Raw genomic sequence first — 19,799 nt, 5'->3', positions numbered from 1 at the left:
ATGAAATACGATTCAACCAACCCATTATCAATAGAGAATTATGCAAAACAATTATTAAATAAGTCCTTGCGTAACGTTTTAGGTGAAGGTATAGTTCAGAATTATACGGGTAAGGGAAGGTTGGGTCAACTGCTGGAAGATTCCTATTTTGGTTATAAACCGAACTCTAACTCAGAACCGGATTTTTTAGATGCGGGAGTAGAACTTAAAACAACCCCTGTAAAAGAAAATAGTAGGGGATTAGTTTCTAAAGAACGTTTGGTATTTAACATCATAAACTTTAATGAGGAATATAAGAAGACATTTGTAGATAGTAGCTTTTGGAGAAAAAATCAACTGTTGCTTTTGATGTTTTATTTATATGAACAGGAAAAAATAGAGTTAGATTACATATTTAAAATTATAAGACTTTGGCAGTTCCCGGCTCCTGATTTGAAAATCATAAAAGATGATTGGGAAAAAATTGTTTTAAAGATAAAAGAGGGAAAAGCACATGAAATATCTGAAGGCGATACTTTCTATTTAGGCGCTTGTACAAAGGGAGCCAATAAGAATTCATTGGTTACTCAGCCTTTTTCTGATGAAAAAGCTATGCAAAGAGCATTCTCATTAAAATCTAAATATTTGAATTTTATAATTAAAAAGAGTCTTGCAGATGAAGAAGTCATAGTTGATTATGAGGAATATGATAAAATCTTAAGGGAAAGTAATGATTTACGAGAGCCAAGGTCTTATTACAGGAGACTAAATAAAGATGTAGAGCCTATTGTTAAGTCATTAGAAGAGTATGAAAAAGGTGAATCTTTTGAAGATTTAGTGATAAAAAAATTCATACCATATTATAATTTATCAGAACAGGAAATACGGGGAAAATTAGGTTTAGCCCCATCCTTATCTAAGAATAGATATAATGTTTTGGCTAGAGCTATATTGGGTGTTAGGACAAATAAGATAGAAGAGTTTGAAAAGGCTGGCGTTGAAATGAAAACCATAAGACTTGAAAAAAGTGGTTCTTTAAAAGAAAACATGTCTTTTGCTCAAATAAAATTTAAGGAAATAATAAATGAAGATTGGGAAGATTCATATTGGTATAGTGTCCTTACCAGAAGATTCTTTTTTGTAATATTTCAAAAGGATGAGAATGAGATTTTAAGGCTTAAAAAAGTTAAATTTTGGACCATGCCCATTAAAGATTTGGATGTGGCCGAAAAATTTTGGGAACATACCAAAGCACAGATATTGAACAATGATTTTAATAACTTCATAAAAATATCAGACAATATGATCTGTCATGTAAGGCCTAAAGGTGTAAATGGTAAAGATTTAATGGAAACTGCTTTTGGTACAAAAGAAAAGAAAAAATCCTATTGGCTTAATTCTTCATATATAAAAAACATAATAGAATAAAATTTAGTTCTTTATTAAGATACTCCTTCTTTTTTATCTTTTAGTTTTATAGTATAAACTGCTGTAATGGATAAGTTTACAAAAGAACAGAGGAGTAAGATAATGTCGGCAATTCGTGGTAAGGATACCAAAGAAGAGGTTCTACTTTGTAAAACCTTATGGCATCTTGGGTATAGATACAGGAAGAATAATAGGAAAGTTTTTGGGACTCCAGATTTAACCTTTGCAAAGCATAAGATAGCAATATTTGTAGATGGGGAATTTTTTCATGGTTATGATTGGGAGAATAAAAAGCATAAGATTCAAACAAATCAGGAATTCTGGCATAAAAAAATCGAAAGAAACATAGAACGCGATAAGGAAGTCAACGAATATCTTATATCACAGGGTTGGACAGTACTCCGTTTTTGGAGTAAGAAAGTGAAGAAAAACCTTGATGAGGTTGTGAAAGTGATTAAAAATGAAATTGACAAAAACAAACCATGAACATTAATTTTAAAGGGGTATATTTCTTTTGAAACTATATTTTTATATATTTGACCCTATAATTTATAGGGGTGTATGGAAAAAAAATTAGAAAAACGCTGGATTGTCGCCTTTTTAATAACCGCTGCGGTTGCCATAACCGGACTATTTTGGGAGCATGCCTCTCCCACCGAAACCTCTTCACAATTTAATAGTACCAGTACTATAGTACCTGCCGATGTGGCCTGGTTGCTTACAGCTTCGTGCCTGGTATTGCTAATGACTCCCGGACTTGCATTTTTCTACGGGGGGATGGTAGGTAAAAAGAATGTTATCTCTACCATGCTTAAAAGTTTTATCTGCCTTGGGGTAATAAGCCTTTTATGGGTAGCTGTAGGTTTCAGCCTTTCTTTTGGCGAATCTATAGGCATAACCATAGACGGATTGAAATATGGTATAATAGGTAATCCAACCGATTTTGCCTTTTTCGATTTAGTGGACGAACATCCGCATGCCCAAATGGCTTCAACAATACCATTTATATTATTTGCGCTCTTCCAGATGAAATTTGCAGTCATCACGCCCGCCATAATAACAGGTTCTCTGGCAGAGCGCATTCGTTTTATATCATTCCTGTTGTTTATCTGTTTGTTCTGTTTATGTATCTACACTCCGCTTTGCCACATGGTGTGGCATCCTAACGGACTGCTTGGTGCTTACTTTGGCGTTAAAGATTTTGCCGGGGGTACTGTAGTGCACATGAGTGCCGGTTTTGCGGCTATTGCCGGGGTATTGGTATTGGGCAAACGTAAAAATGTGGAATACATTCCTACTAACATACCTTTTGTATTGTTGGGTACCGGTATGCTTTGGTTTGGGTGGTTTGGTTTTAATGCCGGGTCGGCACTGGCGGCAAACCATACTGCGGCTATGGCATTTGCCACTACTACCATTGCGTCGGCTTCGGCTATGCTTACCTGGGCCTTTTTCGACAGGCTTAACGGTAGAAAGGTTTCCGCTTTAGGTTGCTGCATTGGTGCGGTTGTTGGTCTTGTGGCCATTACACCTGCTGCCGGGTTTGTATCCATTCCAAAAAGTATATTCTTTGGCTTTGCTGCTTCAATAGTTTCTAATGTAATGGTACACTGGAAACAGCTTAAAAAAATAGACGATACCCTGGATGTATTTGCCTGCCACGGTGTGGGTGGTATTATGGGTATGATACTTACGGCTATTTTTGCAGAAGGTGAAAACGCTAGTCTGCTGCATGGTGGCTGGGGAGTATTTACCCACCACATGATCGCTTTAGTGCTTGTGGCGGTTTTCTCTTTCTTTGGTGCTATGGTGTTGTACAGGTTTACCAACCTGTTTATCCCACTTCGTGTTTCGGAGGAATCAGAACAGCTTGGGCTTGACCTTTCACAGCATAACGAAACGCTTTCTTAATTATGTGGTAAACTTTGGTAACTTTGTGTCACTAATACAAGTGACATGATTATAGAAACGAACCCAAAGGACGTTAAGATACTTCATATAGACAGTAATAACCCTATTTTGTGGGAACAGCTGGGACAGGCGGGATTTGAAAACCATGCCGATTACAAATCGACTAAAGAGGAAGTGGAGGCTAAAATCCACGAATATAATGGTATTGTAATCCGTAGCCGTTTTGATATCGATAAAACTTTTCTGGATAAGGCGACAAAGCTTCAGTTCATTGCCCGTGTGGGTGCCGGACTGGAAAGTATTGATTGTGATTATGCCGAATCTAAAGGTGTTCATCTTATTGCTGCACCCGAAGGGAACCGCAATGCAGTAGGGGAGCAGGCTTTGGGGATGCTATTGTCATTGTTTAATAACCTTAACCGTGCCGACAGGGAAATACGTTCGGGTAAATGGATAAGGGAAGGGAACCGAGGGCATGAGCTTGACGGAAAAACCATAGGTATTATAGGTTACGGTAATATGGGTAAATCGTTTGCCAAAAAGCTTTGCGGTTTTGATGTTGAGGTACTATGTTATGATATAAAACCAATGGTAGGCGATGCGAATGCCAAACAGGTTTCACTCGAAGAACTGCAACAAAAAGCAGATGTACTTAGCTTACACACTCCCTGGACTCCCGAAACCAATAAAATGGTTAATGCCGATTTTATAAATGCATTTGCCAAACCGTTTTGGCTGGTTAATACGGCCCGCGGAAAAAGTGTAGTGACTCAGGATTTGGCCCAAGCTTTAAAGAGTGGTAAAATATTGGGAGCTGCACTGGATGTACTGGAATATGAAAAATCTTCTTTTGAGCATTTGTTTACCGATGATGCAATACCCGAAGCATTTCAATATCTGTTGGATGCTGAAAATGTGTTACTATCGCCTCACATTGCCGGATGGACTTTTGAAAGCCACGAGAAACTGGCTCAGGTAATAGTGGATAAGATTAAGGCAGTGTATTTTGGTAGTGCCGATTCAAATGAAGAGGAGAAGCGCGTTACCGGAATAGGCGGGGTTTTCTTTAAGAGTGAAAATCCGGATGCGCTTAAAGACTGGTATAAAAAACATTTGGGACTGGCTACCGATAATTACGGATGGACATTTTGGTGGAAAGACAAAGAGGGGAATGATGCCTGTACGCAATGGTCTCCTTTTGCTGCCGACACCAAATACTTTGAGCCTTCGCAAAAACAGTTTATGCAAAATTTCAGGGTTCACGATTTAGACAGCCTTATAATTAAGCTGAAAGAAGAAGGTGTAACGCTTGTAGGCGAACCGGAAGCTTATGATTATGGTAAGTTTGCCTGGATATTGGACGTGGAAGGTAATAAGATAGAATTATGGGAACCCGTAGATAAGGCATTTTTATAACAAAATATTTTTTGTTGCAGAAATATCATAATAATTGCTAAATTCGGCACTTAAACCAATAACAACAAATTATTATGATTCAATGGTATTTAAAAGTAGTTAAGGATAACTATGCAAATTTTGAAGGAAGAGCCAGGAGAAGTGAGTACTGGTATTACACATTAATGAATATTCTTATTATACTTACTCTGGCTATTCTAACGATGGTTTCTTCCATTTTCACGTTTGTTTATGCAATATATGCTCTTGGAGTTATTGTACCGGGACTTGCTGTAGCAGTAAGAAGGCTCCATGATATAAACAAGAGTGGGTGGTTTATTTTAGTAGGCTTTATTCCTTTCATTGGAGGTATTTGGCTGTTAGTATTACTTGCTACTGAAGGTGACCGTGGAGATAACCAATATGGTGAAGATCCAAAAAATCCTTATAACGAAATGAATGAAATAGGTCAACAACAAGCATAATTAAAAAAAGCCTTCTGAAAAGAAGGCTTTTTTATTAATGTTCGTCTTTTTCGGCAAGCTTGCGCTCCAGTTCTGCCTGAAACTCTTCCATTACCGGTTTTACGGTACTTTCAGGAAGATCAGCAATCCTTATGTACATTAGTCCGTCAATCGCGTTATTAAACAAAGGATCTACATTAAAGGCAACAACCTTTGCGTTTTGCTTAATATATTTTTTGATAAGTACTGGTAAACGCAGGTTCCCCGGCTCTACTTCTTCAATAATCTTGTCAAACTTATTAAGGTCAGATTCCGTTTCATTAAATACAAAGTCTTTATCTGCATCCTTAAGTTTTACCTTGTATTCCTTTTTAGGGTGTATGTACTGAGCAATGTATGGGTCATAATAATGCGACTTCATAAACTCAATCATCAGGGACTTAGAAAATTCAGAGAACTGATTACTTATGCTTACACCTCCTATAAGGTATTTATGTTCAGGATAGCGCAATGTAGTGTGTACAATACCTTTCCATAAAAGGAATAGCGGCATTGGTTTTTGCTGATAGCTTTTTATGATAAATGCCCTTCCCATTTCAATGGATTTAGACATCATATCATACAGTTCCGGTTCAAAACGGAAAAGATCATGCAGGTAAAAACCATCTATGCCATATTTGGTGTAGATTTCGGTTCCTAGTCCCATTCGGTATGCACCGGCAATACATTTTGCCTCTTCGTCCCAAAGGAACATATGGTGGTAATACTTGTCGTATTTGTCTAAATCCAGCGACTCATTAGTACCTTCGCCTACTTCCCTAAAGGTAATTTCCCTTAGTCTTCCTATTTCGTGCAGTACATTAGGAATCTTATCTGCCGATACAAAGAATACTTCATAATTTTTACTTTGCAGCAGCCTGTAATCGCCTTTACGAAGTTGTTTTATTTCAGAGAGTATCTGGTTAAGGTTAGAAGGTGCCGCAATTTCCTTAGGGCTTCTCGGTATCTTTAGGTTAAGATTGGAAGTGTCTATAAGTTTGGTTCCTTTTTCAAAAGGGTTGGCAAGCATATAAGTTTTTCTTCTAAGGAACTCTGAGTAGGCTTCTACAGTTTCATACTCGTTTTGTTCGGCAACCGAAATAGGTTTGCCTATTCTTACCTTAATAACGCGGTCTTTTTGTGTAAGCAATTCGCTTGGCAGTTTGGCGGTACGCAGGGTATCGCTCATTTTAGAAAGCCAATAGAACAATGTGCTGTTTTTTGCGTGAAAATAAATGGGTACTACCGGAACCTTTGCCTTCTTTATAAGCTTTATGGCTCCTTCTTCCCATGGCCTGTCTACTAAAAGCCTCCCGTCTTTATAGGTAGAAACCTCACCGGCAGGGAAAATCCCTAACGGTTTATTTTCGCTTAAATGCCTTAATGCATCTTTAATTCCTGCTACGCTCGATTTGGCATCCTTATGTGTTTCAAACGGATTTACCGGCATTACATAAGGTTTTAGCGGCTCTATACGGTGTAGTAAAAAATTGGCAATGATTTTAAAGTTAGGGTCTTTTTCAACCATAAGTTTTAAAAGCAGTATGCCATCTATACCTCCCAGGGGGTGGTTAGATACCGTTATATAAGGACCTTCTTTAGGAATGCGTTTTAAGTCTTCTTCAGGGATTTCAAATTTGATCTGAAATTCATCCAATACAGAGTTTAGGAATTCAATATCGCTAAGATGCTTGTTCCTGTCGTATATTTTGTTTAAGGTAGATATTTTTAAAACTTTCATCAGCAACCAGCCAGAAAAAGTTCCTAAAAAACCATATTTATCAGTCTTAATTGCTTTCGCAACTTCTTTAGGGGTAACTAAGCTCATCTACATTATAGTGTTTCGGCAAGAAACAAAGATAACAATTCTTAACAAACGGGGGGTGCGATTAACATTTTTAGGTCTTTTAACTATCATTTTTTTTATAGGATACTGATAATAAGTTGTTTATAATGTGAGAGATGCCTTATTATTATATTATTCCTTTTTTGGTTACTTTTGAGGCAATAAAAAAAGGAAAATGAGGATTATATCATATAATGTAAACGGTATACGAGCGGCATTTACTAAAGGATTTATGGAATGGCTAACACAGGCCAACCCCGATATTATTTGCCTTCAGGAGATAAAAGCAACACACGATCAGGTAGAAGTACAGCAAATTGAGGCTGCCGGATACCCTTACCATTATTGGTTTTCAGCCCAAAAAAAGGGATATAGCGGTGTAGCCATATTCTCTAAACATAAACCAAACAATGTTGTATATGGTACAGGAATTGATTATATGGATTTTGAAGGGCGAAACATAAGACTGGATTTTGATACCTTCTCTGTAATGAGTCTTTACCTTCCGTCCGGTACTAATATCGACAGGCTGGAGCACAAATTCCAGTACATGCGCGATTTTCATGATTATGTAGATAACCTTAAGAAGGAGATACCAAACCTTATTATTTGTGGTGACTATAATATATGTCATGAAGCTATAGATATTCACGATCCTATCCGCAATGCAAAAGTTTCAGGGTTTCTTCCGGAAGAAAGGGCCTGGCTGGATGCCTTTATTAAAAACGGATTTATAGATACTTTCCGTCATTTTAATAAAGACCCGCACCATTACAGCTGGTGGAGCTACAGGGCAAATGCCCGTAACAATAATAAGGGATGGCGTATTGATTATGCACTGGCTACCGAAGCGATGAAGGACAGGCTTACAAGGGCAGTGATATTGCCGGAAGCAAAACACAGTGACCATTGTCCTGTTTTGGTTGAATTTGAATAACCTGATTAATTACTAAACATAGATTACACAAACATGGTAAAGAGAATTTCCGTTGGATTTTTAGCATTAGCTTTAATGACATCCTGCGTTTCTAAGAAGGTATATACCGATCTTGAAACCAAATATGCCGACCTTAAAAAGGAAAACCGAGCACTGGCCGATGAGAACAGTACGCTTGAACAGGAAAAGAATCAGTTGGATTTACAGTCTAAAGACCTGCAGTCGCAACTGGATAAGCTTAAACAGGAAAGAGATAAGCTTTCTGCAGATTACACTGCCACTAAAAACAACCTTGATAATCTTAAGGCTTCATACAGTGCGCTGGAAAAAAACAGTAGTGAAGCGCTGGACAGCAACATGAAGAAAAACAGGGAGCTGCTTGCACAACTTGAAGCTAAGGAAAAAGCACTGGCGGCAGAGCAGGAGAGGCTTAACAAACTTAAGGAAGAGTTACAGGACAGATCTCAGCGCGTAGATGAGCTTGAAGGTATGATTGCCGCACAGCAGGAAGGCCTGCAAAGGCTTAAAGAAACACTTTCAAGAGCACTTAACGGGTTTGAAGGCAAAGGTTTAACTATAGAACACAAAAACGGGAAGGTTTATGTTTCTATGGAAAACAAGCTTTTATTCAATTCCGGTAGCTGGACAGTAGGAACTGAAGGTAAAAGAGCTGTAAGCGAGGTAGCTAAGGTATTGGCAGACAATTCTGATATTGCCGTGCTTATAGAAGGACATACCGATAATGTTCCTTACAACGGTTCCGGTCAGATTGAAAGTAACTGGGATCTTTCTACAAAGCGTGCTACTGCCATTGTAAATATTATTCGTGAGAATAAAGGTGTAGACCCTAAAAACCTTACTGCAGCGGGTAGAGGTGAATTTGCTCCTATAGCAGATAACGATACGGCAGAAGGAAAATCTAAAAACAGAAGGATAGAGATTATACTTACTCCTAAACTGGATGAGATTTCTAAAATGCTTAACGAGATATAAGTAGGTATTTATAAAAGAGAAGGCCCTGTAAAGGGCCTTTTTTTATTTTACAGACAATTTGTAATTGTGCTTATAACCGTTTTCATCGGTAAGGGCTAACACATACAAGCCTGATGATAAGCCTGCTATATCAAGAGTGTTAACTGTATTGTTTTCAAGCTGTTTGCTAATAAGCTGTTTTCCGCCCATATCATAAACATATGCCTGAGCAAATCCTGATGAAAGCGTGTTGCTTTCTATAGTAAGATAGTCCGTTGCCGGATTAGGGTAAATACTAAAGGCAGTACTGCTATAGTCGTCAAGGCCTAAATTAGCATCTGTTATTTTATAGATGCTTCCACTCATACCTGTAATGTATAGTTCACCATCGGCATCTTCACCAAAAGTGGTGAAATTGCTACCGTTTACAGTTTCAACCTCTGCCATTACTCCTTCAGTGTTAATAGAACTTACTACATTAGAGCAAAAGTCGGTAAAAAAGTACAAGCCCTGCATTCCCGGATACATAGCCCCTCTGTAAACATATCCTCCTGTTACAGAGCAACCACCCGTTTCACTGTGAGTATATTGTGCATAGGGCATAGTGGTTCCGGTAATTCCCCCACATTGGCTCATGTCATATTCGGTATCACCTTCATAACAGCGCCATCCGTAGTTTAGTCCGGGAAGTGTACCATCTACCTTATTGATTTCCTCAATGTTATTCTGCCCCACATCAGCAATCCACAAATCTCCTGTAGCCGAATCAAAAGAAAATTTCCATGGATTCCTTAATCCGTACGCCCAAATCTCTTCAACGTTTGCAGTTCCTGCATATGGGTTGTCATTGGGTATTGCATAAGTGCCATCATCTAAAACATCAATACGGAGCAGTTTTCCCAAGTAACTGGTTAGCGTTTGAGCATAGTTATTTGGGTCGCCTCCGCTACCTCCGTCGCCCATGGCAATGTATAGGTAACCGTCAGGTCCAAACTGCAGGCAACCGCCATTGTGATTGGAGAAAGGCTGAGAAACAGTCAACATAATAATTTCACTATCCGGATCGGCAGCATTTTCATTATTATTACTAACATTAAAGCGTGAAATAACTGTTGAGCCACTGGTATTGGTATAGTTTACATAAAAGTAACCGTTTGTGGCATAGTCAGGATGAAACACCAGTCCAAGTAGGCCTCGTTCTCCTCCACTTGAAATAAGCCCGCTTATATCAAGAAAGGTAACAGGATTAGTATTCCCGTCTTCTATAAATTTGATTAGTCCGCCCTGTTCTACGATAAAAATACGGTCATCACCGGCATTGGTTATCACTACAGGTGAATCAAACCCCGTAGCAATCTGTTCTAACTGTGGCATGGGCTGTGCAAAAACAGCCGTACCAAATAAAAACATCAGATAAGTAAGTAGTGTTTTCATAGCATAATTGTATTGGTTATGCTCTAAAGTTAAGAATAATAACCAATACAATTTACTGATTAACAAAATCTTATAGATTAGAAATCACTTTGTCCTTTGGATACCTTACTTTATAGCTTATACGAAGTTTCTTACTCTCTCCGGGTTTTAAGTTAAGTTCCCAGGTTAAAACTCCTGTTTCCTTATTGATTTTTGCATGGTCACTTTCCAGTAACTCAATTTCGATTTCCTTGTCAGTACTAATTGGGTACTGATCCTTAAGCATTAAAGCTATGGTTTCTTTCTTATTGTTTTTTACGGTAAGATCGTAAGTAAAGGTTTGTTCCTTATAAGAGGAAAGGAATTTAGATCCTGATTTATCCACTACCTTTTCTCTTTTTACAGATACTTTTTTATCGCGGCCCATGCTTAACCTAAGGGTGTCGTTAGTGCTGTTAGGATCTATGTAGGTTTTCCCCGCATACATGCCCTCAAATATTATATTGGCTTCCCCGCTTAGCAGGTTGTATTTGGAGTAGTCTTCAATTTCTGCCAAAAGGAAGGTTTCTTTTTCGAGTTTAGGTACAGAATAATGCCTGTATGAGGCAGGCAGTTTTATTTCCTTAAGGGTTACACTGTGTTTTTTACCGTTGCTTAAAATATCATAAGGTACATCAATATCAAAAGATACTGCAAGCTGGTTTTCATTTATCTCTACATATTTGTCAATAGTAGATTTTTCTTTTATTACAATATCTCCTGTCGGAGCAGCAACTACAGAAGAGTTAAGTGTATTCTGTTTATAATATGCATTTTCATATTGATACCCATTATTGCCGAACCTCAAAAACCATGCACTTAGTATAGGAGCCTCGTTGTTTTGATTAGGCTGTCCGCTAGATAAGGTAAGTTTTATCTTTTTCCAGTCAAGACCTGTTTTTTGTGTTATCTGTCCTTTGTATAGCATATTGATAGGCTCAGAGATATTATCTGCCCTTAAATCATAAAAAGGAACCCATGAGGCAAGAGGGGAAAGGTAGCTTATGGATAGAGGGACATTACCGGCTGTTTCGTTCATTACCTGAAGCACCAGTTTGCCCGATGAGGTTTTTTCGGCCTTGTTGGTATTCACTTCCAATTTTGTGTTTAATCTGGCTATGGCTTCGTTTAGCTTGCGTTCTTTTTCGGTAAGGGTGTTTATGGTATTTGCGGTTTCGGTTCTTTTGGCTTTGTAGTAATCCACCATTTTCATAAGTTCAGTAACACTAAGGCCCGAGTCCTGTCCGTATACCTGATTGTTCTTATCCAATAGTTCCAGTGTTTTAACTTCCGAAACCCGTGCATTGGTAGTTTTGTCCAGTTCTTTTTTAAGTAATGCAATACTGTCACGCACCTGCTTAACGGCAGGGGAAGTCTCATCCGGTTCATATTCTGATATGTAATCCCTTGTAAACTGTACCGAGAGTACAGTAAGGGTAGAGGGTGCGCCTATCTGAACTGTACTTTCGTTAAGGTAGTCGGCCACATTCTTAATTACAATTTCGCTGGTTCCCGCAGGCAGTTTTGCATTGGCCTTATGGGTTAGTTCGACACCGTTAAAGTATACTGTTGCCGACTCGGCTTCAGCATATACAAATATGGGTTTTTGTGCCTGCGCCTGTATGCACACAAAAAGTAAAAGGCAAAAAAGAGCTCTCATAACAACTTGTTTAATGTTTATTAGTATAGAGTACTAATAACGTAAAAAGGTTGGGAAGAGCGTATAAATTATTTAAAACCTTTAAACAATTTATTTAAAAAGCTTTCTGTTTCGATAGTGTCTATATCCATAGCTGTACCTTCTTTAAGGTTAAGTCTTTCCCTTGCAGGTCCTGTAACGTTTATCTGTCCGCTTTGGCCTGTGGTGTCTGCCGGAGTTATGATGCCCCTGTTAACCATGAGTTTTTTAATGTAATTGTCATGGGTTACGGCAAACTCTTTCAGGTAGCCTTCATTGTTAAAGCGCCACATGAATTTTTTAGGGCGTGGTACTATACTGGCAAGGTAAACAGACTCATCAAGGGTTAATCCTATAGGTTGTTTCTGGAAGTAATATTGCGCTGCTTCGCCTATACCATACACATTAGGTCCCCATTCTATAATGTTGAGGTATACCTCAAACATCCTTTCCTTACTGGTAATACGGTTGTTTTCCAGTATGTATACCAACAGTATTTCCTCCAGTTTTCTTGACAGGGTCTTTTCGCGGGTAAGGAAAACGTTCTTTACAAGCTGCATGCTTATGGTGCTGGCACCACGGGCAAACTTTTTGGTTTTTATGTTCTTAACGATACTTTGCTTGAATGCCTCGTTGATAAAACCTCTATGATGGAAAAACGATGGGTCTTCGCTGGTTAATACCGCATTTTTTAAATAGGCAGGGATAAGTTCATAGGGGGTGTAATTAGGGTTGTCCGGCCCTACAAGAATAGGTCGTTGCTGGATGCCATTGTCTACAGCCCTGTATACAAATGATGTATTAAGTTTGGCAAGATTGGCCTCGCCATATTTTTTGATACGGAAACCCTCTTTCTTAATACTGCTGTCAAAAACAATATCATCCGGCTTGTTCTTATTGTACATAAAGTCGAGGTTATAGCTAAAGCTTCCTTCGGCTTCCATGCCTTCAAAATGTGTAAATAGCCCGTTTGGTAATGAGTTTATAAAATCCTGAGCCAGCATTTTAGGGATGCCTGCCTTAAACTGATAAATGGTATCTTTTTCAATGCTGTATCGTGCAAAGGGCTTAACTTTTATTTTGTTAAGTTCTACGGTTGAGGTACTGTCCAGTTCTATAAAATCAGGACCGAAAAGAAAATGGTAATCAAAACGGGCGCTGTTTATCACTACATCTTTTGTTGCAATTTTAGGGTGGTTTACCATAAAGTTACCAATAGATGCAAAACCGTCCATCCTGAACTCGTCTCCGCTAAGGTCTATGTTTTCTACATTAACCCTAATGGAATCAAACCCTGATTTTAACCCAAAACGCTCATCAAGATAAGGTACTATAATCCTCCCTTTACCCGAATTGTAAAATTTCAGGTCGGCCTGTCTGTCCCTTGGGTCGGCAAATCCTTTTACTTCCCAGTTTTGTGTAAGGCTGTCAGACTTTACCGCAATATAAGATTCTAGTTGTTCATCTGCCAGTTTAAGCTTTTTCAGGTTCATGTTTACCTTTCGGCCGTTGTCGTCCATTTTAAGGGTAAGGTTCTCCAGTTGCATATCGGTAGGAACCAGGTTAAGTGCCCTTTGCAGAAGCTTATATGTCCTTCGTGCATAATCAGGACCTTCGGTTTTTTCCTGTACAGCACTGTTTTTTTTGCGGTGTAAAAAGGTATCAAAATTTTTGCCCTGTTCATTTTTTACCAGCTGAATATAGCCGTTTTTCATTTGCAGCGTACCCAACTGAATATCTCCCGTAAACAGTCTTGAAAGATTGATACTGGTTTTTACGGTCTCTATATTTAAAAGGGTATCGCCTTTGTGGGGCTTAAGTGTAATGTTATTTATCTCTATGCCAGATAAGCCTTTAAAAGAAGCATTGCCTATAGTAAAAGTACTGTTGTACTCGGTTTCCATTTTAGCCTTAGCACGAGCAATGGCTTTATTAAGCACGGTATTGCGAAAAGCAAAAAAGCCAATAACTAATAAGAGCATTATTGCTGCAGCAATTTTTAGGAAAAGTAAGGCTGCTTTTTTCGTATTTATTCTACGCATAGTAATTTGTTTACCCAAACAAATGGCCGGCAACATCTTCTATCTTAGAAACCAGCTTAATTTCTATAAGGGTGTTTTTTAGTGAGATCTTATTGTATTTAGATACAAAAATAGTCGAAAATCCTAGTTTTTCGGCCTCCTGTATGCGTTGTTCCACCCGGTTAACCGGACGAATTTCGCCTGATAAACCAATTTCTCCTGCAAAACAAAAGTCTTTTCCTACAGGAATATCTTCGTTAGAAGAAAGGATGGCGGCTACTACCGCTAGGTCTATGGCGGGATCATCTACATTAATACCCCCGGTTATATTAAGGAAAACATCTTTGGCTGCAAGCCTGAAACCTGCCCTTTTTTCCAATACAGCTAGTATCATGTTCAACCTTTTGGCATTATAGCCTGTAGTGCTTCTTTGTGGCGTACCGTATACTGCGGAACTTACCAGGGCCTGTATTTCTACCATAAGCGGACGCATACCTTCCATAGTGGTGGCTATGGCAGTACCGCTAAGTTCTTCCTCTTTATGGGATATTAATATTTCTGATGGGTTTGCCACTTCGCGAAGTCCTGTTCCCTGCATTTCATAAATACCCAGTTCGGCTGTTGAACCAAAACGGTTCTTTAAAGAACGAAGGATGCGGTATACATGGTTACGGTCTCCTTCAAACTGTAGTACAGTGTCTACCATGTGCTCCAGTATTTTTGGCCCGGCTATGCTGCCGTCTTTTGTAATATGGCCTATCAGTATTACCGGAACATTGGTTTCCTTCGCAAACTTTATAAGCTCGGCAGTGGTTTCCCTAATCTGTGATATACTCCCTGCCGATGATTCTATAAGATCAGAATGCAGTGTTTGTATGGAGTCTATAATAACAACCTCAGGCTCTATGGCCTCAATCTGTTTAAAGATGTTTTGTGTTTTTGTTTCGGTAAGTATAAAACAGTTGTCTAAAGAATGCTCTATCCTTTCGGCACGCATTTTTATCTGTTTCTGGCTTTCCTCGCCCGATACGTAAAGTGTGCGGTAGGGTAGCCTTAATGATATTTGTAATAGCAATGTACTTTTACCTATACCGGGTTCACCTCCTAAGAGAGTAAGTGAACCGGGTACAAGGCCACCGCCCAATACCCGGTTTAGCTCTCCGTCGCCTGTGTTAAGGCGAATTTCCTGAGAGGAATCTATTTCTTTTATTCGTAATGGCTTAGGAGCTCTTTTTGTTTCAGGCGAAGAAGGTCTCCAGGATTGTTTTTCTTCCTTTTGTATCAGTTCTTCAACTATGGTATTCCATTCTTTACATGAATTGCACTGTCCCTGCCATTTGGCATATTGGGTACCACAGTTCTGACAAAAAAAAGCTGTTTTTACTTTAGCCATATATTACATCTCACTTTTTAAAATCTCAGCCTTTTCAAGCATAAAATCTTTAGTTATACCTCCTACTTCCTCAAAGTTATAACTATTGGTGTAAATTTTTACGGCTTTTTTTATGTTACCTGTCTTTTCATAAAATAGGGCTTCATAATATTCGCCTAAAATAGTTTTCGGATAGTTTTTCTTAGCTACTTCTGCAAGATCCCTAAGTTCCTCAAAAGCACTATTTTTAAAAATAGCAGCCTCAATTGCCTTGAAATCGTTAAGGCGAACGGTCATTTTTACGCCTAAATCCCTTTCTATCATTTCATATTTGTCCTTCAGGTACTGTACATAACCTGATGGTTGATCGGCCAGTTTCTGGAACTCGGCAGAGGTTATAGGCTGATAGGAAGAGAAGATGTGGTACAGTGCGCTTGGTATTGCATTTGGCACCAAAGAGTAGTGCGACTCTCCCATAAACTCATCAAACTGATAACGGAAAGTAGTATTAGCTACAGCTTTTATATTGTCGTTTAATACTTTGATCTTGTTTTTTAAACGGCCCACATCGCCATCGGCAGTAGCCAGATAATAAAAGATAGGTTTATCTATAGCACTGAATCTTGCAGGAATACGGGTTTCCATATCGGTAGGCAGTTCAGGGCTTAAAATGATGTAAGCGTTAAACAAAGGATTATCCTTGTATAGGAAGAAGTTAGCAAAACCTGCTGTTACATCGTGTCCTGCAATGATCTTGAACGGAGATACCCTGTACTTTTTTTCTATCATAGGGATTACTTCCTGTCCTATAAAATCAAAGAACTTTTCACCTTTTTCAAAGGGCAATCCTGCTTCAGGGTCCGATTCACAGTCCATGTCTCTTTCTGTTTGGCTAATACCTACAATCAATACTTCAGGAAGGTCGTCCCAGTAAGAAGTATAGGATATTACACCGGCAAAAGGGTCAAAAAGGTAATCGCCGTCAAGCAATACAAGCAGCGGGTATTTTTTATCCTTGTTTCGCTCGTACGACGGAGGTAATTTTATAGTAACAAGCCTGTTTTCTTTTAGGATTTCAGAGGTAATTTCTTCTGTAGTTGTTTTTTGTGCAGCGACTTTACAAAATGCAAAAACAAGCAACAGTAAGGTAATTTTTTTCATTGCTTTAGTTGGTTTTTAGTTGAAGGCGAAAGATAGCGATTATTTGCTTTTTTGAAGTAAAGGCAACAATAAAAATGAAAGCCCGCTCAATAAAAAAATCAAGCCTGTCTGAGAACCCCAAACTATCCAGCCAAAAGCTGTTCCTGCAGTAAAAGGAACACCATAAGCAGTAAGGGTTTTTGCTACCATTACAGGAAACCACATGATGCCTCCATTCGTAAAAGTAATTGCAAGGCTACCCACTACAAATGTGGTAATTACAGACCCAAAGCTAAGACCTGCAGTCTCAGGTAGTGCATATATGGTTATGTAAAACATTAGTACATAAGAGAACCATATATATAAAGACAATAACAGAAAAGGCCATTTGTTAGGCATTTTAAAAACACTAAGTGCGCCTTCTACAAGTCCTGATATTTTTATTTTAAGTTTTTTAACCCAGTTAAGCTTTGAGTAGATAAAGAAAAGGATAGATCCTAAAAAAAGTATGCCGGCTACAGAGCCGTAAAGGATAAGTTTTTTAAAAGGCACATCTACCAGGTACTCCTTAACCATGTCAAACTGTAATAACACGGTTAATCCTAACACGATTACCAACAATATCAGGTCTATTATTCTTTCTGCGATAATAGTTCCAAAGCCTTTATCAAAAGGCACATCGGCATATCTTTTTAATACCAGTGCGCGGCTTACTTCACCGCTTCGTGGAATAAACATATTCATTAAATAGGTAATGCTCACGGCTCCAAATTTTACTGAAAAAGGAGCTGTATAGCCTATATGTGCTAAGGTATATTTCCAACGGTAGGCCCTTGCCCAAAAACCGGTAAGTCCAAAAAATAAGGAGATATATACATATAGGTAATTGGCAGTTTTAAAGCTGTTGCTAACCTCTTCCAGTTGCTCAGGGGTGAACTGCCTGTATATGTATATAATTAAAAAAACTCCCAACATGAGTGGGAGTAGTATACTTAATATTCTGCTTATTTTTTTATTCAAAACCTTAGGTTAATGAATTGTCTTTCTCATTAGGGAAAACAATAGATGGCTTAAATGATTTTGCTTCCTCAAAATCCATTATACCATAGGATATGATAATAATGATATCACCTCTTTGTACTTTTCTTGCAGCAGGACCGTTAAGGGTAATTTCCCCACTGTTCCTGTTTCCTTTAATCACATAAGTTTCCAGTCTTTCGCCATTGTTTATATTAACGATAGAAACTTTTTCTCCTTCAATAATATTAGCAGCTTCCATTAATGCTTCATCAACGGTTATGCTGCCTATGTAATTTAAATCGGCTCCCGTCACCGTAACACGGTGAATCTTGGATTTTACAACTTGAATTTGCATGGCGCAAAGGTAATCAATTTAATGAAATATTGTCTATCAGGCGAATATTACTTAAAAAAACAGCTATAAAGGCACGATATTTTTTATTTTCCTTAATGTTTGTGGGTATAAGGGTAGCTTCGTCCGCTATCTCAAAATACTCCAAATCAAACTCCGGATGTGCTTTAAAAATGCTTTTTACATATTCGGTAACGTAGTCAACGGTATGTTTTTCAAATAATTGCCTTGCCTCGGTTAAGGTTTTGTAAATTAAGGCAGCTTTATTTTTATCGTCGTCGCTAAGGCGTTCGTTACGTGAACTCATAGCCAGCCCGCTAGCTTCCCTTAAAATGGGGCACCCTATAACATTAACGGGCATGGCATTTTTTTGTACCATTTTCTTAACTATCTGCAATTGCTGAAAATCCTTTTCGCCAAAGTAAGCGTTGTCAGGCTCTACAATTTCAAATAGTTTTTTTACAATGGTGCCTACCCCGTCAAAATGGCCTGGCCTGTGTTGGCCTTCCATTTGGTTTTCCAGTCCGTCAAAAGAAAAATGAGCAGAGGTTACCTCGTTATCATACATCTCTTTAACGGTTGGGGCAAACACTATTATGTTATCATTTACCGTTTTAATCTTAGCAACATCGGCTTCCAGTGTACGCGGATATTTTTCAAGATCTTCTGCATTGTTAAACTGGGTAGGATTAACAAAAATACTGATAACAGTAAAGTCGTTATTTTTTACAGATTCTTCCAATAATGAAAGATGACCTTTGTGAAGGGCTCCCATTGTGGGTACAAAACCTATGGTACTGTTAGTTTCCTTATGCTTTGCCAACAGTGCTTTTATGTCGGTTTTGTTGTTGAAAATGAGCATCAAATTGTAATTAAAATTGGAAGCAAAATTAATATTTTAGTGATAAAATGCATAAAATTGTTTAATTTTGCGTGTTTTTTATACCCAATTCTAAAAATTAATATTTACAATGGAGGATAAGAGGATATTATATGTATCATCTGAAGTAGTACCTTATTTGGCTGAGAATGAAGTTTCTTTAATGTCGTATGATGTGCCAAAAATGATAAATGACCAGGGCGGACAAATCAGGATTTTCATGCCTCGTTATGGTAACATAAACGAAAGAAGGCACCAGTTACATGAAGTAATCCGCTTATCAGGAATGAATCTTGTGGTAAATGATATGGATATGCCACTTATTATAAAGGTGGCTTCTATACCAAAAGAAAGGATTCAGGTTTATTTTATAGATAACGATGAGTATTTTAAAAGAAAGGCAACCTTTGCTGATGAAGACGGAACACTTTATCCGGATAACGACGAAAGGTCTATTTTCTTTGCAAAAGGAGTGGTTGAAACCGTTAAGAAGCTTAATTGGGTTCCGGATATTATACATGTACATGGCTGGATGGCAGCGATGCTTCCTGTATACATGAAGCACTTCTATAAAGACGAAGCCCTTTTTGCCGATACTAAAATAGTTACTTCGGTTTATGGCCAGTCTTTTGATGGCACTCTTGATATGGAAATGATTAAAAAAGTGGCTTTTGACGATATTCCTGAAAGTGATATAGCATCTCTTGCAGAGCCTAATTATGAAAATATACTTAAAGTAGCCATAGCACATTCTGATGCTGTGATTGTTGCTTCTGAAAACGTTTCTGATGAAATGGTTAAATTTATTGAGGCGTCCGGAAAACCGTTCCTTCCGTATGTAGAAAAAGATAAATTTGCAGAAGCGTATACTAATTTCTATAAAAATCAGGTTTTATAGAAAACCTTTTTAAAA

At 38.2% G+C, this 19,799-nt stretch carries 16 protein-coding genes and 1 pseudogene; 8 read left to right on the top strand and 9 right to left on the bottom strand.

Going from position 1 to position 19,799, the window contains the following annotated elements:
• The 5 genes and pseudogenes from NU09_RS06055 to NU09_RS06035 all read left to right on the top strand — a co-directional run bounded on the left by NU09_RS06055 (nucleotide 1) and on the right by NU09_RS06035 (nucleotide 5,198).
• The gene (locus NU09_RS06055) at nucleotides 1–1,407 is read left to right on the top strand and encodes a MutH/Sau3AI family endonuclease (RefSeq protein WP_129750381.1); all 1,407 of its coding nucleotides are present in this window, start codon (nucleotides 1–3) and stop codon (nucleotides 1,405–1,407) included.
• A 66-nt stretch (nucleotides 1,408–1,473) separates the two neighbouring features.
• Nucleotides 1,474–1,893 (top strand): very short patch repair endonuclease, encoded by a 420-nt coding sequence (locus tag NU09_RS06050; RefSeq protein ID WP_129750380.1) that lies wholly within the window; start codon nucleotides 1,474–1,476, stop codon nucleotides 1,891–1,893.
• A 75-nt stretch (nucleotides 1,894–1,968) separates the two neighbouring features.
• Nucleotides 1,969–3,318, top strand: coding sequence for an ammonium transporter (locus NU09_RS06045; protein WP_129750379.1), 1,350 nt, complete (start codon nucleotides 1,969–1,971; stop codon nucleotides 3,316–3,318).
• 45 nt (nucleotides 3,319–3,363) lie between these two features.
• A pseudogene (locus NU09_RS06040) lies at nucleotides 3,364–4,323 on the top strand (2-hydroxyacid dehydrogenase); the annotation flags it as partial.
• 485 nt (nucleotides 4,324–4,808) lie between these two features.
• Nucleotides 4,809–5,198: a DUF805 domain-containing protein gene (locus NU09_RS06035; RefSeq protein ID WP_129750378.1), complete on the top strand. Its 390-nt coding sequence runs from the start codon at nucleotides 4,809–4,811 to the stop codon at nucleotides 5,196–5,198.
• Nucleotides 5,199–5,232: 34 nt separating this feature from the next.
• On the opposite strand, the gene NU09_RS06030 is transcribed toward NU09_RS06035, so the two are convergent.
• Nucleotides 5,233–7,044, bottom strand: a complete 1,812-nt coding sequence (locus NU09_RS06030; RefSeq protein ID WP_129750377.1) for a GNAT family N-acyltransferase — start codon at nucleotides 7,042–7,044, stop codon at nucleotides 5,233–5,235.
• Nucleotides 7,045–7,237: 193 nt separating this feature from the next.
• Between NU09_RS06030 and NU09_RS06025 the strand changes: the two genes are divergently transcribed.
• Together NU09_RS06025 and NU09_RS06020 are read left to right on the top strand one after the other, a co-directional pair.
• On the top strand, nucleotides 7,238–7,999 hold the full coding sequence (locus NU09_RS06025) for an exodeoxyribonuclease III (protein ID WP_129750376.1): 762 nt from the start codon (nucleotides 7,238–7,240) through the stop codon (nucleotides 7,997–7,999).
• Between the two features lie 33 nt (nucleotides 8,000–8,032).
• Nucleotides 8,033–8,992 carry an OmpA family protein gene (locus NU09_RS06020; protein ID WP_129750375.1) on the top strand — a complete coding sequence of 320 codons (960 nt, stop codon included), beginning with the start codon at nucleotides 8,033–8,035 and terminating at the stop codon, nucleotides 8,990–8,992.
• A gap of 42 nt (nucleotides 8,993–9,034) precedes the next feature.
• Here the strand turns inward: NU09_RS06020 and NU09_RS06015 are convergent, their stop codons facing one another.
• From NU09_RS06015 to panC, 8 genes are all read right to left on the bottom strand, one after another.
• Entirely contained in the window at nucleotides 9,035–10,405 is a 1,371-nt protein-coding gene (locus NU09_RS06015; RefSeq protein WP_129750374.1) for a PQQ-dependent sugar dehydrogenase, read from the bottom strand.
• Nucleotides 10,406–10,475: 70 nt separating this feature from the next.
• Nucleotides 10,476–12,083, bottom strand: a complete 1,608-nt coding sequence (locus NU09_RS06010) for a DUF4139 domain-containing protein (protein ID WP_129750373.1) — start codon at nucleotides 12,081–12,083, stop codon at nucleotides 10,476–10,478.
• Nucleotides 12,084–12,151: 68 nt separating this feature from the next.
• Nucleotides 12,152–14,143, bottom strand: a complete 1,992-nt coding sequence (locus NU09_RS06005; RefSeq protein WP_129750372.1) for a transglycosylase domain-containing protein — start codon at nucleotides 14,141–14,143, stop codon at nucleotides 12,152–12,154.
• Nucleotides 14,144–14,153: 10 nt separating this feature from the next.
• On the bottom strand, nucleotides 14,154–15,515 hold the full coding sequence (radA, locus tag NU09_RS06000) for a DNA repair protein RadA (protein ID WP_129750371.1): 1,362 nt from the start codon (nucleotides 15,513–15,515) through the stop codon (nucleotides 14,154–14,156).
• Between the two features lie 3 nt (nucleotides 15,516–15,518).
• On the bottom strand, nucleotides 15,519–16,655 hold the full coding sequence (locus tag NU09_RS05995) for an alpha/beta hydrolase (RefSeq protein ID WP_129750370.1): 1,137 nt from the start codon (nucleotides 16,653–16,655) through the stop codon (nucleotides 15,519–15,521).
• A 39-nt stretch (nucleotides 16,656–16,694) separates the two neighbouring features.
• Nucleotides 16,695–17,609 carry a lysylphosphatidylglycerol synthase transmembrane domain-containing protein gene (locus NU09_RS05990; RefSeq protein ID WP_242501834.1) on the bottom strand — a complete coding sequence of 305 codons (915 nt, stop codon included), beginning with the start codon at nucleotides 17,607–17,609 and terminating at the stop codon, nucleotides 16,695–16,697.
• Nucleotides 17,610–17,658: 49 nt separating this feature from the next.
• Nucleotides 17,659–18,009, bottom strand: coding sequence for an aspartate 1-decarboxylase (panD, locus tag NU09_RS05985; RefSeq protein ID WP_129750368.1), 351 nt, complete (start codon nucleotides 18,007–18,009; stop codon nucleotides 17,659–17,661).
• Nucleotides 18,010–18,022: 13 nt separating this feature from the next.
• Nucleotides 18,023–18,868 carry a pantoate--beta-alanine ligase gene (gene panC, locus NU09_RS05980; RefSeq protein WP_129750367.1) on the bottom strand — a complete coding sequence of 282 codons (846 nt, stop codon included), beginning with the start codon at nucleotides 18,866–18,868 and terminating at the stop codon, nucleotides 18,023–18,025.
• 109 nt (nucleotides 18,869–18,977) lie between these two features.
• Here panC and NU09_RS05975 point away from each other — a divergent pair, with 109 nt between their 5' ends.
• Nucleotides 18,978–19,784: a glycogen/starch synthase gene (locus NU09_RS05975; RefSeq protein ID WP_129750366.1), complete on the top strand. Its 807-nt coding sequence runs from the start codon at nucleotides 18,978–18,980 to the stop codon at nucleotides 19,782–19,784.
• Nucleotides 19,785–19,799: the final 15 nt, after the last annotated feature.

It is taken from the genome of Flavobacterium beibuense (genome assembly GCF_004151245.1).
Classification (GTDB): domain Bacteria; phylum Bacteroidota; class Bacteroidia; order Flavobacteriales; family Flavobacteriaceae; genus Flavobacterium; species Flavobacterium beibuense_A.
Note: the sequence above shows the minus strand (reverse complement) of the source record. Positions and strands in the feature narration are given on the sequence as shown.

What these genes read in the sequence shown, in the direction of transcription:
- NU09_RS06055 (WP_129750381.1), top strand. Translation starts at nt 1, where the DNA reads ATGAAATACGATTCAACCAACCCATTATCAATAGAGAATTATGCAAAA.
- NU09_RS06050 (WP_129750380.1), top strand. Translation starts at nt 1,474, where the DNA reads ATGGATAAGTTTACAAAAGAACAGAGGAGTAAGATAATGTCGGCAATT.
- NU09_RS06045 (WP_129750379.1), top strand. Translation starts at nt 1,969, where the DNA reads ATGGAAAAAAAATTAGAAAAACGCTGGATTGTCGCCTTTTTAATAACC.
- NU09_RS06035 (WP_129750378.1), top strand. Translation starts at nt 4,809, where the DNA reads ATGATTCAATGGTATTTAAAAGTAGTTAAGGATAACTATGCAAATTTT.
- NU09_RS06030 (WP_129750377.1), bottom strand. Translation starts at nt 7,044, where the DNA reads ATGAGCTTAGTTACCCCTAAAGAAGTTGCGAAAGCAATTAAGACTGAT.
- NU09_RS06025 (WP_129750376.1), top strand. Translation starts at nt 7,238, where the DNA reads ATGAGGATTATATCATATAATGTAAACGGTATACGAGCGGCATTTACT.
- NU09_RS06020 (WP_129750375.1), top strand. Translation starts at nt 8,033, where the DNA reads ATGGTAAAGAGAATTTCCGTTGGATTTTTAGCATTAGCTTTAATGACA.
- NU09_RS06015 (WP_129750374.1), bottom strand. Translation starts at nt 10,405, where the DNA reads ATGAAAACACTACTTACTTATCTGATGTTTTTATTTGGTACGGCTGTT.
- NU09_RS06010 (WP_129750373.1), bottom strand. Translation starts at nt 12,083, where the DNA reads ATGAGAGCTCTTTTTTGCCTTTTACTTTTTGTGTGCATACAGGCGCAG.
- NU09_RS06005 (WP_129750372.1), bottom strand. Translation starts at nt 14,143, where the DNA reads ATGCGTAGAATAAATACGAAAAAAGCAGCCTTACTTTTCCTAAAAATT.
- radA (WP_129750371.1), bottom strand. Translation starts at nt 15,515, where the DNA reads ATGGCTAAAGTAAAAACAGCTTTTTTTTGTCAGAACTGTGGTACCCAA.
- NU09_RS05995 (WP_129750370.1), bottom strand. Translation starts at nt 16,655, where the DNA reads ATGAAAAAAATTACCTTACTGTTGCTTGTTTTTGCATTTTGTAAAGTC.
- NU09_RS05990 (WP_242501834.1), bottom strand. Translation starts at nt 17,609, where the DNA reads ATGTTGGGAGTTTTTTTAATTATATACATATACAGGCAGTTCACCCCT.
- panD (WP_129750368.1), bottom strand. Translation starts at nt 18,009, where the DNA reads ATGCAAATTCAAGTTGTAAAATCCAAGATTCACCGTGTTACGGTGACG.
- panC (WP_129750367.1), bottom strand. Translation starts at nt 18,868, where the DNA reads ATGCTCATTTTCAACAACAAAACCGACATAAAAGCACTGTTGGCAAAG.
- NU09_RS05975 (WP_129750366.1), top strand. Translation starts at nt 18,978, where the DNA reads ATGGAGGATAAGAGGATATTATATGTATCATCTGAAGTAGTACCTTAT.